Source organism: Nonomuraea sp. B12E4 (assembly GCF_039871825.1).
Lineage (GTDB): Bacteria > Actinomycetota > Actinomycetes > Streptosporangiales > Streptosporangiaceae > Nonomuraea.
Map to the genome: position 1 here is coordinate 40,502 of NZ_JBDPME010000006.1, position 25,865 is coordinate 66,366.

At 67.8% G+C, this 25,865-nt stretch carries 21 protein-coding genes; 8 read left to right on the forward strand and 13 right to left on the reverse strand.

All coding sequences use genetic code 11. The annotated features are described in order from the left end of the window. Position 1: 1 nt before the first annotated feature. Positions 2-859: an ABC transporter substrate-binding protein gene (locus tag ABGB18_RS16080; RefSeq protein WP_347696292.1), complete on the reverse strand. Its 858-nt coding sequence runs from the start codon at positions 857-859 to the stop codon at positions 2-4. Between the two features lie 266 nt (positions 860-1,125). On the opposite strand from ABGB18_RS16080, the gene ABGB18_RS16085 reads away from it, so the two are divergent. Then, positions 1,126-2,334: an NADP-dependent malic enzyme gene (locus tag ABGB18_RS16085; RefSeq protein ID WP_347696293.1), complete on the forward strand. Its 1,209-nt coding sequence runs from the start codon at positions 1,126-1,128 to the stop codon at positions 2,332-2,334. Between the two features lie 282 nt (positions 2,335-2,616). Continuing rightward, entirely contained in the window at positions 2,617-3,975 is a 1,359-nt protein-coding gene (locus ABGB18_RS16090; RefSeq protein WP_347696294.1) for a hypothetical protein, read from the forward strand. Between the two features lie 71 nt (positions 3,976-4,046). Here the strand turns inward: ABGB18_RS16090 and ABGB18_RS16095 are convergent, their stop codons facing one another. From ABGB18_RS16095 to ABGB18_RS16125, 7 genes are all read right to left on the reverse strand, one after another. Further along, positions 4,047-5,543, reverse strand: a complete 1,497-nt coding sequence (locus tag ABGB18_RS16095; protein WP_347696295.1) for a hypothetical protein — start codon at positions 5,541-5,543, stop codon at positions 4,047-4,049. Between the two features lie 171 nt (positions 5,544-5,714). Beyond that, positions 5,715-7,244, reverse strand: a complete 1,530-nt coding sequence (locus ABGB18_RS16100; RefSeq protein ID WP_347696296.1) for a hypothetical protein — start codon at positions 7,242-7,244, stop codon at positions 5,715-5,717. Between the two features lie 433 nt (positions 7,245-7,677). Next, the gene (locus tag ABGB18_RS16105) at positions 7,678-9,237 is read right to left on the reverse strand and encodes a hypothetical protein (protein WP_347696297.1); all 1,560 of its coding nucleotides are present in this window, start codon (positions 9,235-9,237) and stop codon (positions 7,678-7,680) included. A gap of 764 nt (positions 9,238-10,001) precedes the next feature. Beyond that, positions 10,002-10,322: a transposase gene (locus tag ABGB18_RS16110; protein WP_347696298.1), complete on the reverse strand. Its 321-nt coding sequence runs from the start codon at positions 10,320-10,322 to the stop codon at positions 10,002-10,004. A 229-nt stretch (positions 10,323-10,551) separates the two neighbouring features. Beyond that, positions 10,552-11,718, reverse strand: coding sequence for a hypothetical protein (locus tag ABGB18_RS16115; protein ID WP_347696299.1), 1,167 nt, complete (start codon positions 11,716-11,718; stop codon positions 10,552-10,554). A gap of 198 nt (positions 11,719-11,916) precedes the next feature. Beyond that, positions 11,917-13,002 carry a hypothetical protein gene (locus ABGB18_RS16120; RefSeq protein ID WP_347696300.1) on the reverse strand — a complete coding sequence of 362 codons (1,086 nt, stop codon included), beginning with the start codon at positions 13,000-13,002 and terminating at the stop codon, positions 11,917-11,919. 326 nt (positions 13,003-13,328) lie between these two features. Next, a complete protein-coding gene (locus ABGB18_RS16125; protein WP_347696301.1) occupies positions 13,329-14,396 on the reverse strand; it encodes a serine protease in 1,068 nt (355 codons plus the stop codon). A 306-nt stretch (positions 14,397-14,702) separates the two neighbouring features. On the opposite strand from ABGB18_RS16125, the gene ABGB18_RS16130 reads away from it, so the two are divergent. The 6 genes from ABGB18_RS16130 to ABGB18_RS16155 all read left to right on the forward strand — a co-directional run bounded on the left by ABGB18_RS16130 (position 14,703) and on the right by ABGB18_RS16155 (position 19,319). After that, positions 14,703-16,142 (forward strand): acetyl-CoA synthetase, encoded by a 1,440-nt coding sequence (locus ABGB18_RS16130; RefSeq protein ID WP_347696302.1) that lies wholly within the window; start codon positions 14,703-14,705, stop codon positions 16,140-16,142. 99 nt (positions 16,143-16,241) lie between these two features. After that, positions 16,242-16,505: a hypothetical protein gene (locus ABGB18_RS16135; RefSeq protein WP_347696303.1), complete on the forward strand. Its 264-nt coding sequence runs from the start codon at positions 16,242-16,244 to the stop codon at positions 16,503-16,505. Then, complete coding sequence (locus ABGB18_RS16140) at positions 16,492-16,920, forward strand: type II toxin-antitoxin system VapC family toxin (RefSeq protein WP_347696304.1); 429 nt, start codon at positions 16,492-16,494, stop codon at positions 16,918-16,920. Before ABGB18_RS16135 ends, ABGB18_RS16140 begins: the two co-directional genes overlap by 14 nt. Positions 16,921-16,965: 45 nt before the next feature. Continuing rightward, the gene (locus ABGB18_RS16145) at positions 16,966-17,844 is read left to right on the forward strand and encodes a hypothetical protein (RefSeq protein WP_347696305.1); all 879 of its coding nucleotides are present in this window, start codon (positions 16,966-16,968) and stop codon (positions 17,842-17,844) included. Between the two features lie 71 nt (positions 17,845-17,915). Continuing rightward, complete coding sequence (locus tag ABGB18_RS16150) at positions 17,916-18,875, forward strand: zinc-binding dehydrogenase (protein WP_347696306.1); 960 nt, start codon at positions 17,916-17,918, stop codon at positions 18,873-18,875. 69 nt (positions 18,876-18,944) lie between these two features. Continuing rightward, complete coding sequence (locus tag ABGB18_RS16155) at positions 18,945-19,319, forward strand: oxygenase MpaB family protein (protein WP_347696307.1); 375 nt, start codon at positions 18,945-18,947, stop codon at positions 19,317-19,319. A 19-nt stretch (positions 19,320-19,338) separates the two neighbouring features. Here the strand turns inward: ABGB18_RS16155 and ABGB18_RS16160 are convergent, their stop codons facing one another. The 5 genes from ABGB18_RS16160 to ABGB18_RS16180 form a co-directional block, all read right to left on the reverse strand. Next, positions 19,339-20,079, reverse strand: a complete 741-nt coding sequence (locus ABGB18_RS16160; RefSeq protein ID WP_347696308.1) for a PadR family transcriptional regulator — start codon at positions 20,077-20,079, stop codon at positions 19,339-19,341. Then, positions 20,076-20,909, reverse strand: coding sequence for a DUF4097 family beta strand repeat-containing protein (locus ABGB18_RS16165; protein ID WP_347696309.1), 834 nt, complete (start codon positions 20,907-20,909; stop codon positions 20,076-20,078). Before ABGB18_RS16165 ends, ABGB18_RS16160 begins: the two co-directional genes overlap by 4 nt. Positions 20,910-21,098: 189 nt before the next feature. Next, positions 21,099-21,275, reverse strand: coding sequence for a DUF6104 family protein (locus ABGB18_RS16170; protein ID WP_181308704.1), 177 nt, complete (start codon positions 21,273-21,275; stop codon positions 21,099-21,101). A gap of 73 nt (positions 21,276-21,348) precedes the next feature. Continuing rightward, the gene (locus tag ABGB18_RS16175) at positions 21,349-24,999 is read right to left on the reverse strand and encodes a multifunctional oxoglutarate decarboxylase/oxoglutarate dehydrogenase thiamine pyrophosphate-binding subunit/dihydrolipoyllysine-residue succinyltransferase subunit (protein ID WP_347696310.1); all 3,651 of its coding nucleotides are present in this window, start codon (positions 24,997-24,999) and stop codon (positions 21,349-21,351) included. A 205-nt stretch (positions 25,000-25,204) separates the two neighbouring features. Then, on the reverse strand, positions 25,205-25,849 hold the full coding sequence (locus ABGB18_RS16180; RefSeq protein WP_347696311.1) for a phenylalanine--tRNA ligase beta subunit-related protein: 645 nt from the start codon (positions 25,847-25,849) through the stop codon (positions 25,205-25,207). Positions 25,850-25,865: the final 16 nt, after the last annotated feature.

Consider the following 25,865-nt stretch of genomic DNA (forward strand, 5'->3'; position numbering starts at 1 on the left):
ATCAGCCCAGCTCGCCGGGCTTCTTGTCGAACCACTTCATGAAGATCTTCTCGTAGGTGCCGTCGGACTTGGCCTTGGTGATCTCGTCGTTGATCGTCTTGAGCAGCACCGGGTCGGCGCCCTTCTTGAGGCCGATGCCGTACTGCTCGCCGGTGTCCAGGCTGGCGATCATCTCGAACTTGGCTGCGACATCGGGCTTCTTCAGCCAGGTCAGGACGACGGGCAGGTCCTGGACGATCACGTCGGCCTGCCCGGCCTGCAGGGCCAGCAGCTCCTTGGCCGAGTCGGCGTACTCGGTGGGGTCGAAGCCGTTGTCCTGGGCGTACTTCAGGCCGGTGGTGCTGGCCTGGGCCCCGAACTTGAGGTTCTTGGCCTTCACGTCCGCCAGCGACTTGGCGCCCGTGCCCTTCTTGGCCAGCAGGGCCTGCGTGGCGTCGAAGTAGGGGACGGAGAAGTCGATGTTCTGCTGGCGCTCGGGAGTGATGGTCATGCCGGCGGCGGCCACGTCGCACTTGCCCGCGGCCATGGCCGCACCGCTCTTGATCACCGCGAAGTCGATGTCGACGATGTTCTGGGTCACGCCGAGCTTCTTCGCCGCCAGGTCCACGATGTCCACGTCGAACCCGACGATCTTGCCGCTCTGGTCCTTGAACTGGAACGGCTCGTAAGGGATGTTCGTGCAGACCGTGAGCTTGCCGGGCTGGACCAGCTTGACGCCGCCACCGGCCGCGGAGGTGTCGGCACTGGTGGTGCCGGAGCTCGAGCCGGTTTCGCTGCCGCACGCGGTGAGCGTGAGAGCAACGGTCAGGGCGAGCGCGCCGGCGGCGTAGCCACGGCGGCCCTTGGGGCTGAGGGCCATGTACGGCCTCCTCGTTGTGAAAAGCCATGAAACTTGCGTTTTGTGCAGTTTAAATGGGGTTTTGCTCCGGTCCGTCATCGGACATTTAACGATGCGTCAACGGAACGGCGTCGGAGGCGAGACCGACACCATCTCACCATGTGGCAAGATGGCTGGACGGGTGACCCCCGATCCCCCCTCAGAGACGACCGACGAGGGGATCCTGGCAGCTACCGAAGCCAGCCCACTCGCCGCGCTCGTCCCGCCGAAGGTTTCCTACGCTCCCGATGACTACAGGGGTCGCTGTGGCTGCCAAGCCCGCATCTGCTTCCGTCGATTCACTGGATCTCGACCCGGCCTTCGCACTGCACCGTGGCGGCAAGATCGAGATTCGGTCCACCGTTCCCGTCCGCGATGCGGACGATCTCTCACTCGCATACACGCCCGGTGTCGCCCGGGTCTGCACCGCCATAGCCGACAAGCCCGCGCTGGCCCGGGACTACACCTGGGTCTCCAACGTGGTCGCCGTGGTCACCGACGGCACCGCGGTGCTCGGCCTCGGTGACATCGGCCCCGCGGCCGCCATGCCGGTCATGGAGGGCAAGGCACTGCTGTTCAAGGAGTTCGCCAACGTCGACGCCGTGCCCATCTGCCTCGACTGCACCGACGTGGACGCGCTCGTCGAGACCGTCGTGCGCCTCGCGCCGTCGTTCGGCGGCGTCAACCTGGAGGACATCAGCGCCCCGCGCTGCTTCGAGGTCGAGGTCCGGCTGCGCGAGCTGCTCGACATCCCCGTCTTCCACGACGACCAGCACGGCACGGCCATCGTGACGCTCGCCGCCCTGCAGAACGCCGCCCGGCTGATCGGCCGCCCGCTCGGCGACCTGCGCGCCGTCGTGGCCGGCGCCGGCGCGTCGGGCGTCGCGGTCACCCGCATCCTGCTGGAGGCCGGCATCGGCGACATCGCGGTCTCCGACTCCAAGGGCATGATCCACCAGGGCCGGGAGGACCTCAACCCGGTCAAGGCGGCCCTCGCCCGCGACACCAACCGCGCGGGCCACACCGGCTCCACGGAGGAGGCCCTGGCGGGCGCCGACGTGTTCGTGGGGCTGTCCGGATCCACCGTGTCGGAGGAGGCCATCGCCTCCATGGCGCCGGACGCCATCGTGTTCGCGCTGTCCAACCCGACGCCGGAGGTGCACCCCGAGGCGGCCGGCAAGCACGCCAGGGTGGTGGCCACCGGGCGCTCCGACTTCCCCAACCAGATCAACAACGTGCTGGCCTTCCCCGCGGTGTTCCGGGGTGCGCTGGACGTGCGGGCCACCACGATCACCGAGAACATGAAGGTGGCCGCGGCCACCGCGCTGGCGGGCGTGGTCGGTGACGACCTCTCGGCGACCTACATCATCCCCAGCCCGTTCGACGAGCGGGTCGTGCCCGCCGTGACCCGCGCCGTGGCCGACCAGGCCAGGGCGGACGGCGTCGCCCGCGCCTGACTCGCGGTCTCCCGTCGGAGCGAGGGCCCTTTCGGCCCTCGCTCCCCTTTTTTGTGCCCTCCCACCCCAGTCCGGCGCCGCTTTCCGCGTGCCGGAGGGGCCCGGCGTAGGTGAGCTCCCCGTCTTGGACAAGGGGCCGGGCTGATCGTGGCGCAGGCCGGGTGGGGCCGTGGGACGGAGTTGGGATGACCTTTGGGAACTGCCATAAATCCTTTACGCAAGGTGCTATAACTGTAGCTCTCTGTAATGATATAGGCACCGGCTCCTGTGACGAGGAGAGCGATGGAACGCGAGCCTAATCGACTGCTGCAGCAGCTCATCGCGGAGGCGGGGTTTTCCCACAAGGGACTGGCCAGGCGCCTCAACGATCTGGGTGCCGCCCGCGGCACGCCCGGTCTCAAGTACGACCACAGCTCGGTCCTGCGCTGGATCGGTGGTCAGCGGCCGCGTGACCCGGTGCCCTGCCTGCTCACGGAGATCTTCGCGCTGCGCCTGGGCCGACGGGTGACCTCGGAAGATCTCGGCATGCCGGCGATCACCACACCCCTGGATCTCGGACAGGAGTTCACGCACACCTGGCAGGAGGGGGTCTCGACTGTGACGGCGCTGTGGCGGGCCGACGTGGAGAGACGGAGGTTCCTGATCGACTCCACGTTCGCGATAGGAGCAGGCTCCATTGGAGCCGTACGCTGGTTGACGTCCCCGGCTGAGGGACGCACGAGCGGCACGGGCACGCGGCGGGTGGGCCGCGCGGACATCGCCGCTATCCATGAGGTCACCCGCTCGTTCGGCGAGCTCGACAACCGCTTCGGCAGCGGCCGGGTTCGCTCGTCGGTGGTCAAATACCTCGACACCGCCGTTTCACCCCTGCTCAAGGACGGCTCGTACGGCGAGTCCACCGGCCGGCAACTCGCCGCCGCGGCCGCCGAGCTGACCCGCCTGGCTGGGTGGATGGCCTACGACATGGAGCAGCACGGGCTCGCCCAGCGCTACCTGATCCAGGCCCTGCGCCTGGCCAGGGGCGCGGACGACCACACCCTGGGCGGCGAGATCCTGGCCGGCATGGCACACCAGGCCGTCTACATGGGCCAGCCGGCCCACGCCCTCGACCTGGCCAGGGCCGCCCAGTTGGCGGCCCGCCGCGCCGGGGTCCACACCCTGCTGGCCTCCGCGCGCGTCCTGGAGGCCCACGCACACGCGGGACTGGGTGACGGCCGCTCCTGCCATGCCTCCCTGCTGGCGGCCGAGCGGGCCTTCGAGGTCCGCAGGCCCGCCGATGAGCCCAGGTGGCTGAGCTACTTCGACGAGGCCTACCTGTCGGCCAAGTTCGCACACTGTTTCCGGGATCTGGGCGAGGGCGAGCAGGCCGTCCGCATGGCGCGGCGCTCGCTCGACATGGACTCCCGTTACGTCCGCGGGCGCATGTTCAACCTGTCTCTGCTGGCCGCCGGGCTGCTGCAGAGCGGGGAGCTGGAGGAGGCCTGTGTGGCGGCGGGCAGCGCCTTCACGCTGGCCGGTGAGCTGCAGTCGGCCCGGTCGCGGTCCTACGCGGCCGAGCTGCGCCGGCGGCTGGAGCCGTACAAGAACGAGCGCCACGTGCGGGCGCTGCGCGAACGTACGCGGGAGCTCAGCAGCGCGTAAGGCCCGGAGGGCGCGCGAAAGGCCCGGAAGACTCGGTTTCGAGCCTTCCGGGCCGTTTCAGTTGTCCGGAGTTACTGCTGGTACAGCTCGCCGTTGGAGCTCACGATCGACTTCGTGGCGGCGTACTGCGCCTTGCTGTAGACGTCGGCCACCTCTCCGTCGAAGATGGCGGAGCTGATGGTGTCGATCCGGTTGTTCTCGTCGGTGTCGGCGACGATGCTCGTCACGCCGTTGACGTAACCGGTGCGCTTGTTGTTGTCGTACTTCATGAGCCAGGGGCCACCCTCGGAGCCGCCGGTCATGGTGCACTTGAGCGTCTGGTGGGTCTCGACCTTGAACGTGTTGATCTGGGTCGACTTGGTGCCGGTCTTGCCCGCGCACCACTTGGGCGTGAGGCCGGTGAACGCCTTGTCGCCGTCCGGGTGCGGGTCGGCCGGGTAGCCGAAGGCCACCACCTGCTGGCCCAGGGGCTGGTTCCAGGCCACGCCCTGGCCGCCGACGACGTCACCGAGACGGCCGCGGTCCTTGGCGACGCCGATGTAGAAGTCGGCCATGAAGTACTTGCGGGAGTTGCCGGGCTTGACCCACTTCTGCGTGTAGTAGTGGGTGATGGTGTAATTGCCCCGCCTGTCGGGGCCACTGCCCTTCTCGCCGAGGCCCTTGTACGCATTCCACTGCGCCTGGGTGACCTGCTGCACTTCCGGCACGCCGAACTTGAAGCCCTGGCCCTTGCCGAGCTTGGCCGCGTTGTACGTGCTCTTGCCGACCTCCACCTTCTCCAGGACGGCGTCGGGGTGGTCGGGGCCGACCAGGTCAGCCGGCGTGTCCCTACCCTCGGACCAGCACTCGCCGAGGTTCAGCTGGCACCTGCGGAAGGCCGCGGCCGAAATCTCGCGGGGCTTGATCCACTTGTCGCCGCCCCAGGCCTTGAACTCCTTGGGCGACACCCGCTTGTCGTTCTCCAGGGAGAAGCCGTTGTGCACGGCGACGAAGGCGAAGTCGCCGTCGTAGTCGTCGTAGGTGTCGAGGTCGTAGGCGGTGAAGGCGTAGGCGCCGACGTACACGCCCCACGGGGCCCGGCCCTGGTAGTAGCCGGGGACGAAGACCCACTTGTCGTACACGTCGTCCTTGCCGTTGGCGAAGACGCAGTGGCCCGCCGTGGAGACCAGGTTGCGGTTCCTGGACTGGATGGACGTGGCCGAGCACCAGCGGTATCTACCGTCGGGGTCGAGGAAGAAGACCTTGCCGATGGTCTTGGGCAGGTTGATGTTCTTGGAGGCGACCGGCTTGGGGTTGGTGGTGGGGCCTGTCATGCCGGGCTTCCCGTCAGGAGTCCCCTTGCCTCCCGTGCTCACCAGCTTGGGCACGTTCTTGGTGTCCAAGGTGTAGTGCGTGGCCTTGCGCAGCGCGGCTCCGTTGGAGTCGAGCCAGAAGTAGGCGGCGCTGTAGGCGTCGGAGGGCTTGGGGACGAGGTCGTCCTTGGCCCAGCTCGGTGCGGCGGTGGCGGGCTGGGCGAGTACGGCGGCGCTCAGGCCGACGACGGCTAGGGGGATGAGCAGGCGCTTCACTGGAGGCTCCACAGTTGTCAAAACGGGCGTAAAAAACCCTATCGACACTTCAGTCACTCTGGTAACTGAAAGGTATAAATTCCCACTAAAAAAGCCGAATGGGCCCGGCTGGATGCCGAGCCCATCGGATGTAGCTGTCGCTACCGGATCACCACCGGTCGTTGTCCCCTACTAGAAAAGCTTGGGGGACCACGAAGCAGCAGCGGCCTTGTAGACGGTGTTCGTCTCGCCGTCGAAGTACGGCGAGGAGATGTAGTCCACGCGACCGTTCTTGTCCTGGTCGTTGAAGGTGCTGGTGACACCGTTCACGTAACCGAGACGCTTGCTGTTGCTGTAGTTGTACAGCCACGGACCACCGTCGGCGCCCTCGGTCATGGCGCACTTGAGAGCGAGGTGCTCCTCGATCTTCTTCGCGGCCGAGCCGACGAGCTTGGCGGAGGTCTTGCCGTAGCACCACTTCGGCGTGACACCGGTGTAGGCCTTGTTGCCGTCGGGGTGCGGCGCGGCCGGGTAACCGAACACGCGCACGTACTTACCGGTCGGCTGGTTCCACGCGAAGCCCTGACCACCAACGTTGTCGCCCAGGCGGCCCGCGTCCTTCACGGCGCCATCGACGATGAAGAAGACGGTCTTGAAGTACTTCGAGTCCGAGCCGGGCTTGAACCACTGCTGCACGTAGTAGTGCGTGATGGTGGAGTTGCCCCGCCGGTCGAGCTTGACCGTGCCGGGGTACTGCCGGGGGTTCTGACGCTGCTTCTGGAGGTAGTCCCAGGCGTCGTTGTAGGTCACGTTCTCGGTCTCAGGCTCACCGAACTTGCGACCGTTGCCCTGGCCCATCCTGGCGGCCTTCCACACGGCCTCGGCGACCTCAACCTTGGTCACCTCGGCACCGGGGAAGTCCGGGCCGGAGGCCTCAGCGGCCTCGCCCTTCTCCCGCCAGTAGTAGTCAGCCGTCTTGGGGTCGAGCTTGCCCTTGCGGTACTCCTCGCGGCTGACCTCGACGTCCTTGGCGTCCTTGATGCCCTTGTACGCGTCGAACTCGGCCTTGGTGACCCTCTTGGCGGTGCCACCGCCCAGGGCGAGGCCGTTGTACACGGTCACGAACGCGTAGTCGCGGTCGAAGTCCTCGTACACGTCGAAGTCGTAGTGGGTGAACGCCTGGTAACCCACGTAGATGCCCCAAGGCGCGCGGCCCTGGTAGTAGCCCGGGACGAAGACCCACTTGTCCATGACGTCCTTGCCGGCCTCGGTGTCGTAGACACAGTGACCAGCGGTGGAAACCAGGTTGCGGTGGGTCGACTGGATCGAAGTGGCGGAGCACCACTTCTTCTCGCCCTTGCTGTTGACGAAGAACACCTTGCCGATGGTCTTCGGCATGTTGACGTTCTGGACCTTGGCCTCGGTCTTGGTCTCTTCGCCGATCGGAGCGGTGCTGCCCGGCTTGGTGTCCGAGCTGTAGCCGCCCTTGCTCTGCATCTGAGAGACGTCGGTCTTGGTCCAGATGTCAGACGCGGTGGCAGCCTTGAGGGCCGCACCGTTCGTCTTGGCCCAGAAGTCGACGACCGCCTTGGCGATCGCCGCGTCCTTGGCCAGCGTCTTGGTCGCGTGGCCGGGGTCGGCCTGAGCGGTGGTAGCCAGGCCGGCGGCCAGCAGACCGGTGGCCAGCAGGGCACCACCGGCGGGAATGAGGATGCGCTTCACAGTAACTCCTTGCGCTGTCGTGGAACGCCTCTTGCGTCCCATGCGTCAGTAAAGGGATGGCAGGAACATACAGCTTCGATCTTGATCCGGGGTAGCCGCTTTGAAAGGAAATGGGGCGACTCGTCGGCCGTGATCGTTCTGTGATGTTTAAGAGGCTGTTGCGCAGGAGGCGAGGGAGGCTTGCCTCGTCACCGTTTGCCCAGATCAACATAAAGGTGGGATAAGGGTGATCAGGGCGGCTGGGGCATCGGCTGGATCACATCGAGCAAGGTAAATGTGATGCAGATCACATAGGGTTCATGGCACCAGTCGGGCGCGCCGTGCGTCCAACCGCTTCACTTTTTGGCACAGAAAGGCCGAAGGGCCCGGCTGGATGCCGGGCCCTTCGGTTGGAACGCTTGCTCGATCGGCTTGCGGCCGTTCGACCTCGCTACTAGAGGATCTTGCCGGAGTACGTAGCAGCAGCGGCCTTGTAGACGGTGTTCGTCTCGCCGTCGAAGTACGGCGAGGAGATGTAGTCCACGCGACCGTTCTTGTCCTGGTCGTTGAAGGTGCTGGTGACACCGTTCACGTAACCGAGACGCTTGCTGTTGCTGTAGTTGTACAGCCACGGACCACCGTCGGCGCCCTCGGTCATGGCGCACTTGAGGGCGACGTGCTCCTCGATCTTCTTCGCGGCAGAACCAACGAGCTTGGCGGAGGTCTTGCCGTAGCACCACTTCGGCGTAACGCCGGTGTAGGCCTTGTTGCCGTCGGGGTGCGGCGCGGCCGGGTAACCGAACACGCGCACGTACTTACCGGTCGGCTGGTTCCACGCGAAGCCCTGACCACCAACGTTGTCACCGAGGCGGCCCGCGTCCTTCACGGCGCCATCGATGATGAAGAAGACGGTCTTGTAGTACTCCGCGTCGGAGCCGGGCTTGACCCACTGCTGCACGTAGTAGTGCGTGATCGTGGAGTTGCCACGCTTGTCGAGCTTGACCGTGGCGGGAGCCGCGTCGGTCGCGGGCGGGAACGCGTCCCCGACCTTCCAGTCCGGCTTCTGCTTGAGGATGTAGGCGATGGCCTCGTTGTAGGTCACGTTCTCGGTGACAGGGACACCGAACTTGCGCAGGTTGCCCTTGCCCGCCGGAGCGGCCTGGTACTTGGCCTGAGTGACCTCAAGCTTCTCGACCTCGGCGCCGGGGTAGTCCGGGCCGGCCGCCTCGGAGGCGGAGCCCTTCTTACGCCAGTACGAGTCGGCCGTGTTCGGGTCGAGGCGGCCCTTGCGGTACTCCTCGCGGCTGACCCTGACGTCCTTGGCATCCTTGATGCCCTGGTAGGCGTCGAACTCAGACTTGGAGACCTGCTTGGCCTCGCCGCCACCCAGGCTGACACCGTTGTACACGGTCACGAACGCGTAGTCGCGGTCGTAGTCCTCGTACACGTCGAAGTCGTAGTGGGTGAAGGCCTGCTTGCCCACGTAGATGCCCCACGGGGCACGACCCTGGTAGTAGCCAGGAACGAAGACCCACTTGTCCATGAGGTCCGAGTTGGTCGCCGTGTCGTAGACGCAGTGACCAGCGGTCGAAACCAGGTTGCGGTGGGTCGACTGGATCGAAGTGGCGGAGCACCACTTCTTCTCGCCCTTGCTGTTGACGAAGAACACCTTGCCGATGGTCTTCGGCATGTTGACGTTCTGGACCTTGGACTCGGTCTTGGTCTCTTCGCCGATCGGAGCGGTGGAACCCGGCTTGGTGTCCGAGGTGTAGCCGCCCTTGCTCTGCATCTGAGAGACGTCGGTCTTGGTCCAGACGTCGGACTGGGTGGCGGCCTTGAGGGCCGCACCGTTCGTCCTCGCCCAGAAGTTGGCGATCGCCTTGGCAACGGCAGCGTCCTTCGCCATCGCCTTGCTGGCGTAGACGCTGTCAGCCTGAGCGGTGGTAGCCAGGCCGGCAGCCAGGAGGCCGGTGGCCAGGAGGGCACCACCAGCCGGGATGAGGATGCGCTTCAAGGGAACTGCTCCTTGCTCTGTCGTGGGACGCATCTTGCGTCCCATGCGTCAGTAAAGGGATGGCAAGGAACATAGCGTGAGGATCTCTGCAGGTGGAACCCGCTCGGAGGAATCTGGTCGCCGCCATTACCGCCGTTACCTTTCCGTTACCAGTCAAGGTTCGCTGCTGGGAGTAAGGGGAAAGTCACATTTCCGCAGTATGCGGCGGGGTTGTTACTGCTGGGACTTAAGTGCCGTTAGTGGCTCGTCACGAACCGTAGTCGGTCAAACGTGATCTACATCACAGGAACCGGATGAAGGGTTGTTCCGTCTAATCTGCCCGGATCCTCACAGGTGATCTTCAGGTTCGGGGCTGTGACGTTCAGGTTTCACAGATTGCGCTGGATCTGGAACTCCATGAGAGCGGGCGGGAGCCCTGGTGGGGTGGGGATTCCAGGCGGAATCGGGGGGTGGCTGCTTCGTTGCCAGGGTTCGGGTGGTGGGGGAAGCGGAATGCCGGCCCTGTGGGTCGCGTGCGGTTCACCGGGTGTCCACGGGTGCTTCCGGTCCTGGACACGGCACTGCCTGTGGGTGTCCGCCCGGGCAACTGTCCGGAGTGTCGCCCTTTCCTTATATATAGACGTCAATGTCGGCATAGATAGGCCGTCAATCTCCGTCTCGTGGCGGGCGGCGCCCGCTGTCGGGGCGGAGGGCCGCCTGGCGGGGCCGGAGGTGGCCCGCGGGCACCGGCGGGCGTCCTGGGCGCGAGCTCGGGCCCCGCGGCCCTACTGGAGGCGCGCGTGGGGCCGCACGGCCCGGCCGGGCGTCCCGGCTGTCGGCCCGGTGCCGGGGGTGGCGGCTTGGAGTGCGGTCAGCAGTAGCTCCCACGTGCCGTCGGCCGCCCAGCGGCGGTGGTGCCGGTAGATGGCCACCCAGCAGCCGAAGCGGTGGGGGAGGTGGCGCCAGCGCGAACCGGTGCGGGCTTGGTAGAGAGCTCCGTTGATGACCATGCGGTGGTCCTCCCGCCGGCGCCCGCGCACGCGGGCCGGGGGAAGCAGCGGAGCGAGCCGTTTCCACTCGGCGTTCGTCAGATCGCCACGATGCATGCGCTTATCGTGACAAGGCAAACACTCTGTGTCAGGGGAACCAATAAAGATCTCCACAGAGAGCGGAGGGAGGGTGCTGTGCGGGGCCGAGGCCGCGCCTGGGGAGCCGCCGGGCGATGATCACTGTCGAGGACGATCATGATCTCGTGGGCGCTTCCGTGCCCCCTGTGAACGGACAAGGCGAGGGCCCCGGCTCGCGCCGGGGCCCTCGCCTTCCCCTGGTCGGGCTCTACCTGTACAACTCGCCGTTCGGGCCGACGATCTTGTCGGTCCACACGTTCTTGGCGCGGTCGTACACGGCCTCGGTCTCGCCGTCGAAGTACGGGGACGTGATGTAGTCGACGCGGCCGTTCCCGTCCTGGTCGGCGAACGTGCTGGTGGTGCCGTTCACGTAGCCGAGGCGCTTGGAGTTGTCGTAGTTCAGGAGCCAGGGGCCGCCGTCGAAACCGGGGGTCACGGCGCACTTGAGGCCGATGTGCTCCTCGATCTTCAGCCAGGCGGCGCCCAGGGCCTTGGCGGTGGTCCTGCCATAGCAGTGCTTCGGGGTCACGCCGCTGTAGGGCTTGTCGCCGTCGGGGTGCGGGGCCGCCGGGTAGCCGAAGGTGCGTACGTACCTGCCGGTGGGCTGGTTCCAGGCGAAGCCCTGGCCGCCGACGTTGTCGCCGAGGCGGCCCGCGTCCTTCGACAGCAGGAGGTAGTTGCGGCCGCCCCAGGAGCGCTTCGGGCCGGTGAAACGCTGGTAGTCGCCGCGGTTCACCTGCTTGGCGCCGGTCAGGTGGATGCCGTTGTAGACGGTGACGAACGCGTAGTCGCGGTCGTAGTCCTCGTACGCCTCGAAGTCGTAGTGGGTGAACGCCTGCTCGCCCACGTAGATGCCCCAGGGCGCGCGGCCCTGGTAGTAGCCGGGGACGAAGACCCACTTGTCCATGACGGACCGGTCGTTGCTCGTGTCGTACACGCAGTGGCCGGCGGTGGAGACCAGGTTGCGGTAGTTCGACTGGATGGAGGTGCCCGAGCACCAGCGGAACTTGCCGGAGCCGTCGACGAAGAAGACCTTGCCGACGGTCTTGGGAAGGTTCACGTTCTGGGTCGCGGTGGCGGGGGGCCTGGAGTCGCCGATCGGGGCCGTGGTGCCGGGGGCGCCGTCCGCGTTGTGTCCGCCCTTGGAAACGACCTTCCTGATCTCCTTGGCGTCCCACCCGTACTGGGTCGCGGAGCGCAGGGCGGCCCCGTTCGACGCGAGCCAGAAGGAGGCGACCGACACCGCGTCGGCCGTGCGGCGGGCCATGGAGTCCTGGGAGATGTCACCGTCGGCCCGCGCGGTGCCGCTGAGACCGGCGGCGAGCAGGCCGGTCGCCAGGACGGCGGCGCCGGCGGGAAGGAGGATTCGGTTCAAGGTGGCTCCTGGTTGCCCCGACGTGAGGCGCCTCTCGCACCTCCAGAACTCAGCAGATGGACAGCCCGGAACCTACAGCCTTGACTTGGGGAGTGTGTATTTCAGGGAGATCTTGTCAGCCGTTTCACGGCTTGCCGTGACCGTACCGAGATGGGGGTTTCACCTGATCGCTCACGGCGGCCGGACGGCTGCGATGATCTACGTCACATTCGACGGTGTCGTCTGGGAGGCGGCGCGCTGGTAGACCTCTCCGGTGGTGGTGTCGAAGTACGGTGACGACACCGCGTCGTACCAGCCGTTGAGGTCCCTGTCCCAGGTCAGGCTGTTGACGCCGGTCAGGTTGCCGAGCGCGCGGTTCTTGTCGTAGCCGGTGGCCCAGGGGCCGCCGCTCGCGCCGGGGCTGAAGTCGCACCGCTGCAACTGCACGCCCTTCTGCAGATCGAGGTTGGGGGCCGCGGTCCAGCGCGTCACGGTGCCCACGCACATCCGCAGCGACTTGCCGTCGAACGGCCGGGCGTTGCCCGGCTGCGGGCCCGCCGGATAGCCGAGCGCGGTGGCCTGGTAGGTGAGCTGCTTGTTGTTCAGCTCCAGCCCCAGCCCGCCCGCGTTGTCCTGGAGCCGGCCGACGTCCTTCATCACCCAGGCGTTGTTCTTGGCCGTCCAGACGAAGCCCCGGTGCACGGTCACGAACGCGTAGTCGTAGTCGTAGTCGCCCTTGCCCGTCCAGTCCTCGTGCATGCTGATCGAGGCCCCCACGTAGATGCCGTCGGGCGTCTGGCCGTCGGGCCCGGGGTTGGGCACGAAGACCCAGTTCTCGGCGGCCTTGGCCTGGCGCGGGTCGTATACGCAGTGCCCGGCGGTGGCGACCACGCTGCGGTTCTGGGCCGCGACGGAGCTGGCGGAGCACCAGAACTCCTTGCCTCCGAGCGTGAAGAAGACCTTGCCCGTGGTCCTGGCCATCGAGCCCGTACGCGGCATCGTCGGCGTCGGGAGGTGCGTGAGGGCCGGCCGCTTGGTCTGGGCGACGGGCCCGCCGGGGGCCGTGGCGGAGGAGGTGGGGGCGGACTGCGCGCCGGGTGTGGCCGGGATGTAGCTGTCGGTCCGCTGCAGCCGGTCGGGCCGCCAGTATTCGGCCACTCGCTGTACGTCGGCCACGGTCCTCGCCAGTGGCACGGCGTAGACCCGGCTGGAGGGGGCCGCATTCGCGATCCCCGTGAAGGCAGGCAGCACCAGCAGCGCGCTGCTGAGCGCAGCCGCCACCAGTTGCCTGGCCCGGGGGATCATGAAATACCTTTCTTTGGGGTCGTAAGGGTGGATTTTTCCAGATGGACGGACTCTATTGCAGCCAGGATAGAGATTCGTTACCTGATCTAGCATGTACTGTGCACTATAAGGACGCTGTCAGACAGTCTCCACGCAAACCCCTAAATGATCATTAATTCGCTGCTTCTCCGCAGGTCAGCAGGGGTGTTCCGAGCGGGCCACGCGCGCGTAATTTCGCCGCTTTCGGCGCCGCATTCGTGACCGCCACAGTGGCGCACGCCACCCTCATATGCGTTCGCAAGGCCCCGGATCCCCATGCGAGGACCCGGGGCCAGGCGGCCAACTCGTCACGGCATGTTGCCGCTCCACCGGTTGGCGGCGGTCTTGTAGACCTTGTAGGTGTCGCCGTTGAAGTACGGCGACGAGATGTGGTCGTAGCGGTCGTTGCCGTCGGTGTCCCACGCCACGCTGTTGACTCCGGCCAGATAGCCGGTGCGCGACGCGCTCCTGTAGTTGAAGAGGAACGGGCCGCCGCTCGCGCCGGCCGTGAAGGAGCACTTGAGGCCGATGTGCTCCTGCAGGTTGTACTTCGCGGCCTCGGGCATCGGCTTGGTCCTGCCGTAGCAGAACTTCATCGTGCGGCCGGTGAACGCCCTGTCGCCGTCGGGGTGCTCGCCCGCCGGGTAGCCGAAGGCGAACGCGTTGAGCCTCGGGCTCCGGTTCCAGGTGAAGCCCTGGCCGCCGACGTTGTCACCCAGCCGGCCGGCGTCGGTGACCTTCCACCGCCACCTGCCGTGGACCTTCTCCCACCGGACCTCGATGCCGTTGTAGACGTCGACGAACGCGTAGTCCTCCCTCACCACGAAGTCGTCGTGCGCGTTGAACGTCTTGGCGGCGTAAATGCCGTAGGGCGCCTTGCCGTCCCAGACTCCTTTGCCGTCCCAGTACGACGGAATGAAAATCCAGTTGTCGTAGAAAGTGTTCTTCCTGACGTCGTAGACGCAGTGGGCGGAGGTCGCCACGAGGTTGCGGTACTTGCCCTGCACCGAACTCGCCGAGCAGTAACGCCAGTTTCTCGGGTTGCGCGGGTCGGTCCTGGGCAGCGTGAAGAACACGCGGCCGACCGTGTTCGGCAGATTGACGTGCCTGCTCTTTTTGGCGCCGGCCTTCTCCTGGCCGATCGGTGGCACGGATCCGGGCGGGCCGTCGGGGGTGTCGGCGCTGCCCTTGACGCCCTTGGCGGACACGCTGTCGTCATGGTCGGTGGCCTGCTGGATGCGGTCCGGCGTCCAGAACTGGATCGCCTGCTCGGCGGGGATGACCGAGTTTCTCGCCACGACGTCGGGGGGTGCGGTCGCGCTCACGGCGGGACAGCCGGCCGGTCCGATGGCCACCACCCCGGCGAGCGGGATCAAGACGCGCCTTGCTCGGCGAAACATGGAGCTCCTCTCGGCTTTCGGCGGCCCAGCGCGGGGTGCGGCGCCCCGATGGGCCAGGAAAACGATCGGACCGTTAATGAACGGCCTCGACCGGCGGCCAGGTGGCGACCAGAAAAGCATGAGCCGGTTCCGTTCTGTTATGCGGATATCGAATCCGCATGTCTGGCGAATGGGCATCTCCGCAGGTGGCGATGGTTGCTTTATTTCACCGGCAACACCGGTAACGCTGATTGTCAGACGCCACTGCTTATCCACCGAATGTTGTTCTGGTTGAATGGGCGTATGGCTCCTCGCACCCCTTGCCTCATCGGCATCGCGCAACTCACGATTCGCTCGCAGCCAGGTCCTGAGCCGGTGGAGTTGTGGGAGCGGGTGGCGCGGGCGGCCGCCGACGACGCCCGCCTGCCGGTCGGGCGGCTCGACTCGATCCAGATCGTGCACACCGACTCCTGGCAGTACGATTCGCCGGTCGGCCGCCTTGCCGAGCGCCTGGGCGCCGCGCCCCGGCACCGGGCCTACTCCAAGGTCTCCGGCACGGCACCGCAACTGCTCATCGGCGCGGCGGCGGGCCTGATCGCCTCGGGTGAGGTGGACTCCGCGCTGGTCGTGGGGGGTGAGGCGCTGGCGACGCGGCGGGCGTACCGGCTGGCGGGCGAGCACGCGCCGTGGAGTCATCCCGCCGACCCCAAGCCGCCCTACGGGTGGGAGCGCCCGCCGCATCCCGCCGAGCTGGCGCACGGGCTGTTCCTGCCGGTGCACACCTACGCGATCATGGAGACGGCGCGCCGGGCGGCTCTGGGGCTCACGATCGAGGAGGAGATGCGGGACCGGGGCCGGCTGCTGGCGCCGATGACCGAGGTGGCCGCCGCGAACCCGTACGCCTGGCGCAGGACCGCCCGCACCGCCGCCGAGCTCGCGAACGGCGGCCGCTTCGTGGGCTGGCCCTACACCAGGGACACGGTGGCCGTGCTGGAGGTGGATCAGGCGGCGGCCGTCGTGCTGGCCAGCGCGCGGCTGGCCGACCGGCTCGGGGTGCCCGCCGCGGGGCGGGTCCACCTGCGCGGGTGGGCGTACGCGGAGGACACCTGGGAGGTGGCCGCGCGGCCCGCGCTCGGCTCCTCGCAGGCCGTCGGGCACGCCGCGGCGGCCGCCTTCCGGCGGGCGGGGCTGGGGCTCGGCGACATGCACGCGCTGGACCTGTACAGCTGCTTCGCCATCGCGCTGCGGCAGGCGTGCGACGCCATCGGGCTCGACCCGCTGGACCGGCGCGGGCTCACGGTCACCGGCGGGCTGCCGTACGCGGGCGGGCCGGCCAGCGACTATGTGCTGCACTCGACCGCGACCATGGCGGGCCTGTTGCGGGCGCAGCCGGGGCACGGGCTGGTGACGGGGGTGGGGATGCACCTGACGAAGCACACGTACGCGGTGTGGTCGAGCGAGCCCGGCGGGCGGCTGGGGGAGGCGGCGCCGGTGTTCGTGGCGGCTGGGGTGCCGGTCGTGGGGCTCTATGAGGGGCCGGCCGTGGTCGCGGGATACACGGTGGCGCACGGGCGCGACGGCGCCGCGGAGCGGGGGATCCTCGTGGTGGACCTGCCCGGCGGCGGGCGGGCACACGCGGTGGCGGAGCGGGCGGACCTGCTGGCGGACGCCGAGTCCCGGGAGCTGGTGGGCCGGCCGGTGCGGCTCGCGCCCGAGGGTGACAGGAACGTGGCCACCTGGTGATTCGCTAAAGTGTGTGCAAAATCTGTGACCGCGTGATTACATTCCGCTGTTGACATTTTGATGTCAGCAGCGGACGCTGGAGTCATGCGGAGGACTACGGTGCGCATCGACGAGACACTCCTCAACGAGGCGAAGGCGTACGCGGCACGAAACGGACGCAGTCTCAACTCAGTGATGGAGGATGCCTTGAGGCAACTACTCAACCGCTCCACGGAAACGGCCGAGCGGCCGCGTGTGGAGCTGATCACCTCTGGAAGCCGGCTCAAGCCGGGGATCGAGCTCACGCCGGAGTTCATCTACAGCCTGATCGAGCAGGACGACATCGAGCGATACGGGAAGGCGCAGGCCGATGCTGCTCAGTGACATCAACGTCCTCATCAACGCGTTCCGCAGGGAGGCCCCTGATCACGTCGCTTGCCACAAGTTGGTGGATGAGCTGATCAACGGCGACTCTGCCTACGCGGTCACCGATTACGTGATCAACGGTGTCGTCAGAGTTCTCAGCATCAAGGCGCTCCACGATGACCCTCCGGCCATGGAGGAAATCCTCAACTACGTCGACCAGGTCCGCAACCAGCCGCATGCCGTGGTCGTCAATCCGGGGGGCCGGCACTGGGAGATCTTCCGGAGACTCTGCCGTGAGACGAACGCCCGAAGAAAACTCATCCCTGACGCTTACCTCGCCGCGCTCGCCATCGAGCACGGATGTGAATTCGTGACCTGCGACAAGGATTTCGCCCGGTTCCAGGGCTTGCGCTGGAGGTCGCCGCTCAACTGAACTGAGGGCAAGGGCGCAAGCCGCCACCACTCGGCTAGGAACGTCGTGGCTGGACAGTTCGACGTCATCGAGTCAGAAGGGCGCGGCCGTCGCCGCTGGGTCGGGCCGGCGGTGGTCGTGGGGTTGCTGCTGATCCCCGTCGTCGGGCTGCTCACCAGTCGGGAGCCCGAGCCGGAGGCGGCGGTGCCCACGTCGGCGCCCGAGCCCATCCGCTCGCTGAGGCGGGTGGACAATCCGTCCAACGTGCTGAGCGTCCCCTCCACCGCCAAGGGGGACGACGAGGTCATCCAGGTCGTGTTCCCCGACGGGCTGCGGGCCGAGGTGCGTTATCCGGCCGAGCTGGACCTCGACAAGATGGGGTCGCGGCCGTTCCAGGGGCTCACGATCGAGGGCAGGGCCCGGCAGCTCTCCGCCCCGTACAGCGTGATCGGGGTCACCCGCGGTGCGCTGCCGCTCAGAAACTACGCGGACAACGTCACCCTCTGGCCGAGCCAGGCCGGGAGCGGGACCCACGGGCAGGTGCTGCTGTTCGAGTTCGGGAATTGGCGCATGGCGTTGCGCGACCTGGGGACGGGGCTGACGTTCGAGCAGCGGACCGCCCTCGCGCAGGCCGTGCGAGGGAAGGTGACGAAGGAGGGCTATCTGGTCCTGTCGGCGAGCGGGGCGGTGCGGCTGGCCAAACCGGGGGAAACCGTGCGGGGGGAGCCGGTGGGGCCGCAGCTCTGGTTCGGCGGGAGCGCGGGGGCCATGGTGGTGCTCACGCCGACGCCCGGTTGCGACCGGAACGCGCGGGTGCCGGGGGTGATCGACGGGCGGGGGCGGCCCGTCGAGTCGGTGTGCCGGGGGGACGTCCAGGTGGCCGTCATCGGGCCGCCGCCGTTCCGCGAGGCGGCCGTCGAGGGGATCAGGGTCAAGGTGAAGTAAGGCCCGGACTTTCGGGATGTGACGGACGGGCGGTCCGGAGGAACGGGATCACGCTGAAGTAGGGTGCGGCCATGTTCGCCGTAACCGCCACACAGACCGATCCCGACAACCCGCTCGCCGGGCTCACGCTGGGCGAGCGTCCCGAGCCGAAGGTCCCGGACGGATGGACGACCGTATCCGTGCGGGCGGCCGCCCTCAACCACCACGACCTGTGGACGCTCAAAGGCGTCGGCATCAGGCAGGATCGGCTGCCGATCGTGCTCGGCTGCGACGCCGCAGGAGTCGACGAGGACGGCAACGAGGTCATCGTGCACTCCGTGATCGGCACGGGTGCCGACGAGACACTCGATCCCAAGCGGTCGCTCCTGTCGGAGACCTACGACGGCACCTTCGCCGAACGGGTGGCCGTGCCGCGGCGCAACCTCGTGCCCAAGCCGTCCACGCTGAGCTTCGAGCACGCCGCGTGCCTGCCGACGGCGTGGCTGACCGCGTACCGGATGCTGTTCGACAAGGCCGGGCTGCAGCCCGGCTCCACCGTGCTGGTGCAGGGAGCGGGCGGGGGCGTGGCCACCGCGCTGATCGCGCTCGGCCGGGCCGGCGGCTACCGGATCTGGGCGACCAGCCGGTCCGAGAAGAAGCGCGAGCGTGCCCGGGAGCTTGGCGCCGAGCAGGTGTTCGAGCCAGGTGCGCGCCTGCCCGAGCGGGTGGACGCGGTCATGGAGACCGTCGGCCAGGCCACCTGGGAGCACTCGCTCAAGTCGCTCAAGCCGGGCGGGCGCATCGTCGTGTCCGGCGCCACCAGCGGGGCCGTGCCGCCCGCCGACCTGAACCGGGTCTTCTTCCTGCAGCTTTCCGTGGTCGGATCCACGATGGGGACGCGGGAGCAGCTCCGGCGGCTGGCGATCTTCCTGGAGCAGACCGGGGTGCGGCCGGTCGTGGACCGGGTGCTGCCGCTGGCGGAGGCGCGGGACGGGTTCGCCGCCATGGCGGCGGGAGAGCTCTTCGGGAAGATCGTCTTCACCCGGGAATAAGTGACGGGTTACTTGGCGGCATTCCGGGTGATACAAGGGTTTAAGGGTTGTATCACCCGGGAGGCCGCCATGGACGTGGAGCCGTTCGGCCCAGGTTCGATGCACTGGGACACGGCGGGGGAATACCGCAACCTGCTCGTGGCCGGCAGCGCGCTGGTCCTCCAGACGATGCATCCGGCGGTGGGGGCGGGCGCGGGGGAGTGCAACCACTTCGTGACCGTCGGGACGCTGCCGCCGGCGGTGCGGGCGAAGCTGGGGCTGCGGTGGACGGCTCGGGATGAGCGGCGGCTGCGGCGGCTCGGGCACGCGGTGGCGATGTTGACGCCGCGCCTGCCCGAACGCCTGCGCTTCATGCCCATCGCCTACGACGCCCGCAAGGGCGCCCGCGCGGCTCACACCACCTCGAACGGCATCCCCGCTCCGCGTAGCCCCCTTCCTCGGTAGGTGGCGGCTGACGGGCGGCTCAGGGGCGCAGGATGTCGTGGATGCGGTGGCTCGCCTCGGTGATCGCCGTACGGAGGTCGGCCAGCTTTTCCGGTGTCAGGCTGGCCTCCGAGGCGTCCTCGCGGGCCTTGGCGACGAAATCGGCCAGCAGTTCGCCCAACTCGGCGTCGAGGTCGGCCCGGTGCGGCGGCGGGCCGCCCAGGGTGGCCCAGACCTCGGACCAGATCCTGCGCCACTCCCTGCTGATCCGCTCACCCTCGCCCTGCCAGCGGTAGGTGTGCTCCATCCACTGCCGTTTCTGCTGCTCCTTGAGCCGCCGGAAGTCCTCCCGCTGCCTGTCGCGCATCCGGCCGGCGTCCTCGCGGGTCCCGGTGTGCACGTCCCTGGCCATCCGGGTCAGCTCGTCCCGCAGCGACTTGACCGTGTCGCGTACGTCCTCCTTGACCTCGCGGGCGATGTCGCGCACGGAGGCCGAGATCTCCTGCTCCAGGTCGTCGAGTTCGTCGAGCCGGGCGTTCAGCTCCTCGCGGCCCTTGTCGGTGATCGAGAACACCTTCTTGCCCTCGACCACCTCGTGCGTCACCAGCCCCTCCTCCTCCAGACGGGCCAGGCGCGGGTAGATCGTGCCGGGGGAGGGCGAGTAGACGCCCAGGAAGCGGTCCTGGAGCAGCCGGATGACCTCGTAACCGTGGCGCGGACTCTCTTCCAGCAGCTTGAGCAGGTACAGCCGGAGCCGGCCGTGACCGAAGACAGGGCTCATTCCTTCTCCCCCTTGAGCAGCGTGACCTCGCCGGAGACCGTCGTCGCCGACAGTGCGGCCATGCCGCCACCCAGCCGCCCCGACATCGACTTCGAACCGGGGCCGTTCCTGTTGGACAATTTCTCGAACGTGCTGACCAACCTGCCCGAGGTGGACCTGACAGTGACGTCGGCCTCCACGTTTTCCGGCAGTCTGACCAGGATGTCACCGGAGACGCTGTTCAGCGTCACGTGACCCGTGGGTCGCAGCGCGAGATCCGCGGTGATACGGCCGGACACGCTGGACGCCTTCAGCCGCCGGGGGGTGCCGTGAGCCACGGTCAGGTCTCCCGAGACGCTGTTGAACGTCATGTCGCCCTCCAGGGCCCGGCTCTCGACGGCTCCCGAGACGGTCGTGGCCACCACGTCGCCGCTCACGCCGTCCAGCACGATCTCCCCGGACACGCTCTTGACATGCGTGTTCTGCTCGAACCCGGCCACCACGGCGGGCGCCGACACCACACCGGCGCTGACCTGGCAGGTCTTGGGCACGGCGATGGACAGGACCGTCCTGCGCCGGTCTGGCCGCAGCCAGCCGAGGAGGCCGTCCCAGGTGAGGTCCTTGTACGCGATGACGAGCGCCCTGGCGTCCTCGTCGTAGGTCACTATGAGGGGCGACTGCGAGTCGATCTCGGACACCTCGAGCGTGGGCGGGCCGTCACTGGCGAGCACGGCCAGTCGTCCGGCCACGATGCGTACGTCGAGCGAGTCCACCGGACCGAACGTGAGCTGTTCGGGTTCTTCGATCGTCCACCTCTGCATGATCTCGCCCTTCTTGATTACACGTCCCAACACAAAACACGATATGTCGCGTATCTCGAAATCTCAAGATGTATCGCGTCTGGTTCTGGATTGCCCTGGACGTGAGAATCCTGCCGGGCGGGGTGTTGTCCATGTGGATGGAGGTGACCGGAGCGCTCGTGTGACGGGCCGGCTCGTGCGACCGGGCCGGCTCGTGCGACCGGGCGCTCGGATGACGGGCTAGTCGTCCTCGTCGTCGAGTCTGGCCAGCCAGGTGGCCAGGCGCTCGATCGGGGTCTCGAACTCGGGGTTGAGGTCGACGAACTCGCGCAGCCGTTCGCCGAGCCAGAGCAGGCTGACCTCCTCCTCGCCCCGCCGCTCGACCAGCTCCTCGATCCCCCGATCGGTGAAGTACATCGTCGTCCCCTTCTGGTGCCAGGCAAACCGTGAGCCCCCGGCCGCGGCCGGGGGCTCACCATGTGTGCGTCGATCAGCCGAACAGCTCGTGGAGAATTTCCTCGAGCTCCGTGTCGTGCGAGTTGTGCGAGCCCGTCGCCGGCGAGCTGTTGGGCGTGCGCGACACGCGGCGCAGCTCACGGCCGCCCAGCGTCTGCGGCTCCTCGGCCATTCTGAGCGTCAGGTAGGGCCACGGGCCCATGTTGACCGGCTCGTCCTGGGTCCAGATCAGCTCCGCCTGCGTGCCGTAGCGCACCAGCTCGGCCTGCAGCTCCTCCGCCGGGAACGGGTAGAGGCGCTCCAGCCGGACGATGGCCACGTCGTCGCGGCCCGACTTGTCGCGCCGCGCGGCCAGGTCGTAGTAGAGCTTGCCGGAGGTCAGCACGATCTTGGTGACCTTGGCCGGGTCCACGGTCGTGTCGCCGAGGACCGGCTGGAAGGTGCCCGTGGTGAAGTCGGCCGCCTTGGACGTGGCCGCCTTGTGGCGCAGCAGCGACTTGGGCGTGAAGACCACCAGCGGCCGGTGCCGCTCCGACTCCACCTGCCAGCGCAGCAGGTGGAAGTAGTTGGCCGGGGTGCTCGGCTGCGCGACCGTCATGTTGTCGAGCGCGCAGACCTGCAGGAACCGCTCGATGCGGGCCGAGGAGTGGTCGGGGCCCTGGCCCTCGTAGCCGTGCGGCAGCAGCAGCACGACCGAGGACTTCTGCCCCCACTTCTGCTCGCCCGACGAGATGAACTCGTCGATGATCGTCTGGGCGCCGTTGACGAAGTCGCCGAACTGCGCCTCCCAGGCGACCAGGGCGTCGGGCCGGACCACGCTGTAGCCGTATTCGAAGCCGAGCGCCGCGAACTCGCTGAGCAGCGAGTCGTAGACGTAGAACTTCGTGGTGCCCTGGTTGAAGGACTTGAGCGGCGTGTGGTCGGCGCCGGTCATCCGGTCCACCAGGACGGCGTGGCGCTGCGTGAACGTGCCGCGCCGCGAGTCCTGACCGACCAGGCGCACCGGGTGGCCGTCGATGAGCAGCGAGCCGAACGCCAGCGTCTCGCCCATCGACCAGTCGATCGCGTCCTGCTCGACCATCTGACCGCGGCGCTGCAGCACCGGCGCCAGGCGCGGGTGCGGCGTGAAGCCCTCGGGCAGGTTGAGCTGGGTGTCGACGATGCGCTTGAGCGTCTCGTCGGTGATCGCGGTCGGCGTGTCGTCGTGCGACCACTTGACGACCTCGGTCGGCGGCACCCGCATGGCGCCCGCCTCCAGCGGCTTCTTCGAGGCCTCGCGGGTCTCGGTGAACGCCTGCTCCAGCTTGGCCTGGTAGTCGCGCAGGGCCTGCTCGGCCTCCTCGACGGTGATGTCGCCCCGGCCGATCAGCGCCTCGGTGTAGAGCTTGCGGGTCGAGCGCTTGGCGTCGATCAGGTCGTACATCAGCGGCTGGGTGAAGGCCGGGTTGTCGCCCTCGTTGTGGCCGCGGCGGCGGTAGCAGATGAGGTCGATCACGACGTCCTTGCGGAACGCCTGGCGGTATTCGTAGGCCAGTTCGCCCACGCGCACCACGGCCTCGGGGTCGTCGCCGTTGACGTGGAAGATCGGCGCCTGGATCATCCGGGCGACGTCGGTGGCGTAGACCGACGAACGGGACGAGGCGGGCGAGGTGGTGAAGCCGACCTGGTTGTTGACCACCACGTGCACGGTGCCGCCGGTGCGGTAGCCGCGCAGTTGCGACAGGTTGAGCGTCTCGGCCACCACGCCCTGGCCCGCGAAGGCCGCGTCGCCGTGGATGAGGACGGGCAGCACGGTGAAGCCCTCCTCACCGCGCTCCAGGAGGTCCTGCTTGGCGCGGACGACGCCTTCGGTCACGGGGTCGACCGCCTCCAGGTGGGAGGGGTTGGCCACCACGGACGCGGTGATCGTCTTGCCGCTGGGCGCGGTGAACGTGCCGGAGGCGCCCAGATGGTATTTCACGTCGCCGGAACCGTGCGCGGTGCGCGGGTCGATGTTGCCCTCGAACTCGCCGAAGATCTGCGCGTAGGACTTGCCCACGATGTTGGCCAGCACGTTGAGGCGGCCGCGGTGGGCCATGCCGATGACGACCTCGTCGAGGCCCTCGTCGGCGGCGTCGCTGATCACCGAGTCGAGCAGCGGGATCAGGGACTCGCCGCCCTCCAGCGAGAAGCGCTTCTGGCCGACGAACTTCGTCTGCAGGAACGTCTCGAACGCCTCGGCGGTGTTGAGCCTGCTCAGGATGTTGAGCTGCTCGTCGCGGGCGGGGGAGGCGTGCGGCTTCTCCACCCGAGCCTGGATCCAGGCCCGCTCCTCGGGGTTCTGGATGTGCATGTACTCGATGCCGACCGTGCGGCAGTAGGAGTCGCGCAGCACGCCCAGGATCTCGCGCAGCTTCATCAGGGCGCGGCCGCCGAAACCGCCGGTGGCGAACTCGCGCTCCAGGTCCCACAGCGTCAGGCCGTGCGACTGGATGTCCAGGTCGGGGTGCTTGCGCTGCTTGTATTCCAGCGGGTCGGTCTCGGCCATGAGGTGGCCGCGCACGCGGTAGGCGTGGATCAGCTCGATCACCCGGGCGGACTTGGCCACGTCGTCGTCGTGGGAGGCCGAGATGTCCTGGATCCAGCGGACCGGCTCGTACGGAATCCGCAGCGCCTCGAAGATCTCGTCGTAGAAGCCGTCCTCGCCCAGCAGCAGCCGGTGGATCTGGCGCAGGAAGTCGCCCGACTGGGCGCCCTGGATGATCCGGTGGTCGTAGGTGCTGGTCAGCGTCATGACCTTGGAGACGGCCAGGCGCGAGAGCGTGTCCGGGGCGGCGCCCTGGTATTCGGCCGGGTATTCCATCGCGCCCACGCCGATGATCGTGCCCTGGCCGGGCATCAGGCGCGGCACGGAGTGCACGGTGCCGATGGTGCCGGGGTTGGTCAGCGAGATGGTGGTGCCGGCGAAGTCGTCGACGCCCAGCTTGCCCGCCCGCGCCTTGCGGACGACGTCCTCGTAGGCCATCCAGAACTGCCGGAAGTCCATCTCCTCGGCGCCCTTGATCGAGGGCACGAGAAGCTGGCGCTCGCCGTTGCTCTTCTGCACGTCGATCGCCAGGCCGAAGCCCACGTGCTCGGGCTTGACCAGGGTCGGCTTGCCGTCGACCTCCGTGTAGGAGTAGTTCATCTCCGGCATGGCCTTCAGCGCCTTGACGATCGCGAACCCGATCAGGTGCGTGAAGGAGACCTTGCCGCCGCGGCCCCGCTTGAGGTGATTGTTGATCACGATGCGGTTGTCGATGAGCAGCTTGGCCGGGATGGCGCGCACGCTCGTGGCCGTCGGGACCGCCAGCGACAGGTCCATGTTGGCGGCCGTACGGGCGGCGGCACCGCGCAGCTTGATCTCCTCGGCGCCCTTGGGCACCGGGGCGGCGGGCTGCTTCGGCTTCTCGGCCGCGGGCGGCGCCTCAGGGGTTGCCTTTGGCGGCGCCTGCGGGGGTGCGGGGGCGGTCACAGTGCCGTTCGCCGCCTCCCTGGCCGGGGCACGCCCCGGTCCGTAGTCAGGGTTGTAGTCAGCGAAGAAGTTCCACCAGGCCTTGTCTACAGACTCGGGATCTTGGAGGTACTTCTGGTACAGCTCGTCGACAAGCCACTCGTTCTGACCAAAGCTTGCCAGCGGGTTTGTCCGCGACGACTCAGACGACACGGCGGAAATCGCCCTCTTCCGCAGATCGGCGTTGATGTTAAGAGAACCTGTCCAAGGCTACTCGCCCGGACTGGCGGCGCGCGCACAAGAGGGCGTGCCGCCTCGAACGATCCTCTCAGGACCGCGTGAAGAGGTCACGCCTCCCTTGTCAATCCGGGTGGTGCCGCATTTATTACTCTTTGGTATCAACGTCGCGACGGGAGGTTTATTTCCCGTTGATCAGCAATCTGCTACTGATCCGTACCTCTGGGGATATCTCGGACAGGAGCTCCGCCAGCTCCTCACCCGCCTCCTTGAGCTCCTCCAGGCTCATCGGCTCCAGCCGCTCCAGGAGGAAGATCGCGTTGGTGGTCGCCTCGGTGAGCCGGGTGCGCACCCCCTGGCGCCAGTTCCACCGGCGGCACGTGACGCCGATGTCGTCGCGCCAGATGACCTCGCCGGCCTCCGGCTGTCCCAGCGCCTCCTCGGACGTCTCGTCGCCGCCCGCCCTGACCAGCCGGGCGGGGCCCTGGTAGTGGTCGAGGTCCTCGCCGCCGATCGGCAGCGCGTGCTTCACGCTGATCGTGTTGTACGCGTCCACCGCCTGGTTGATCTCCGGCAGCGGCATCCGCCGGGTCAGGGCGTCGACCGACGGCCTGGTCCGCTGCGGCTTGGCCCCGAACGCGCGGTAGGCGTCCTTCCAGGCGTCGATCTTCCCGGTCTGGATCTCCGACTCGGACGCCGCCGCCAGCCACTGCCGTGACCGCTCGTCCGTGGGCCCGTTGCGCAGCCCGTGCGCCGTCATGACCAGCACCGCGAAGTCGGGCCGAAGCGCGTAGACGGAGTCGTCCACCCAGATGTCGTCAAGCATCCGGACAGTCTATGGG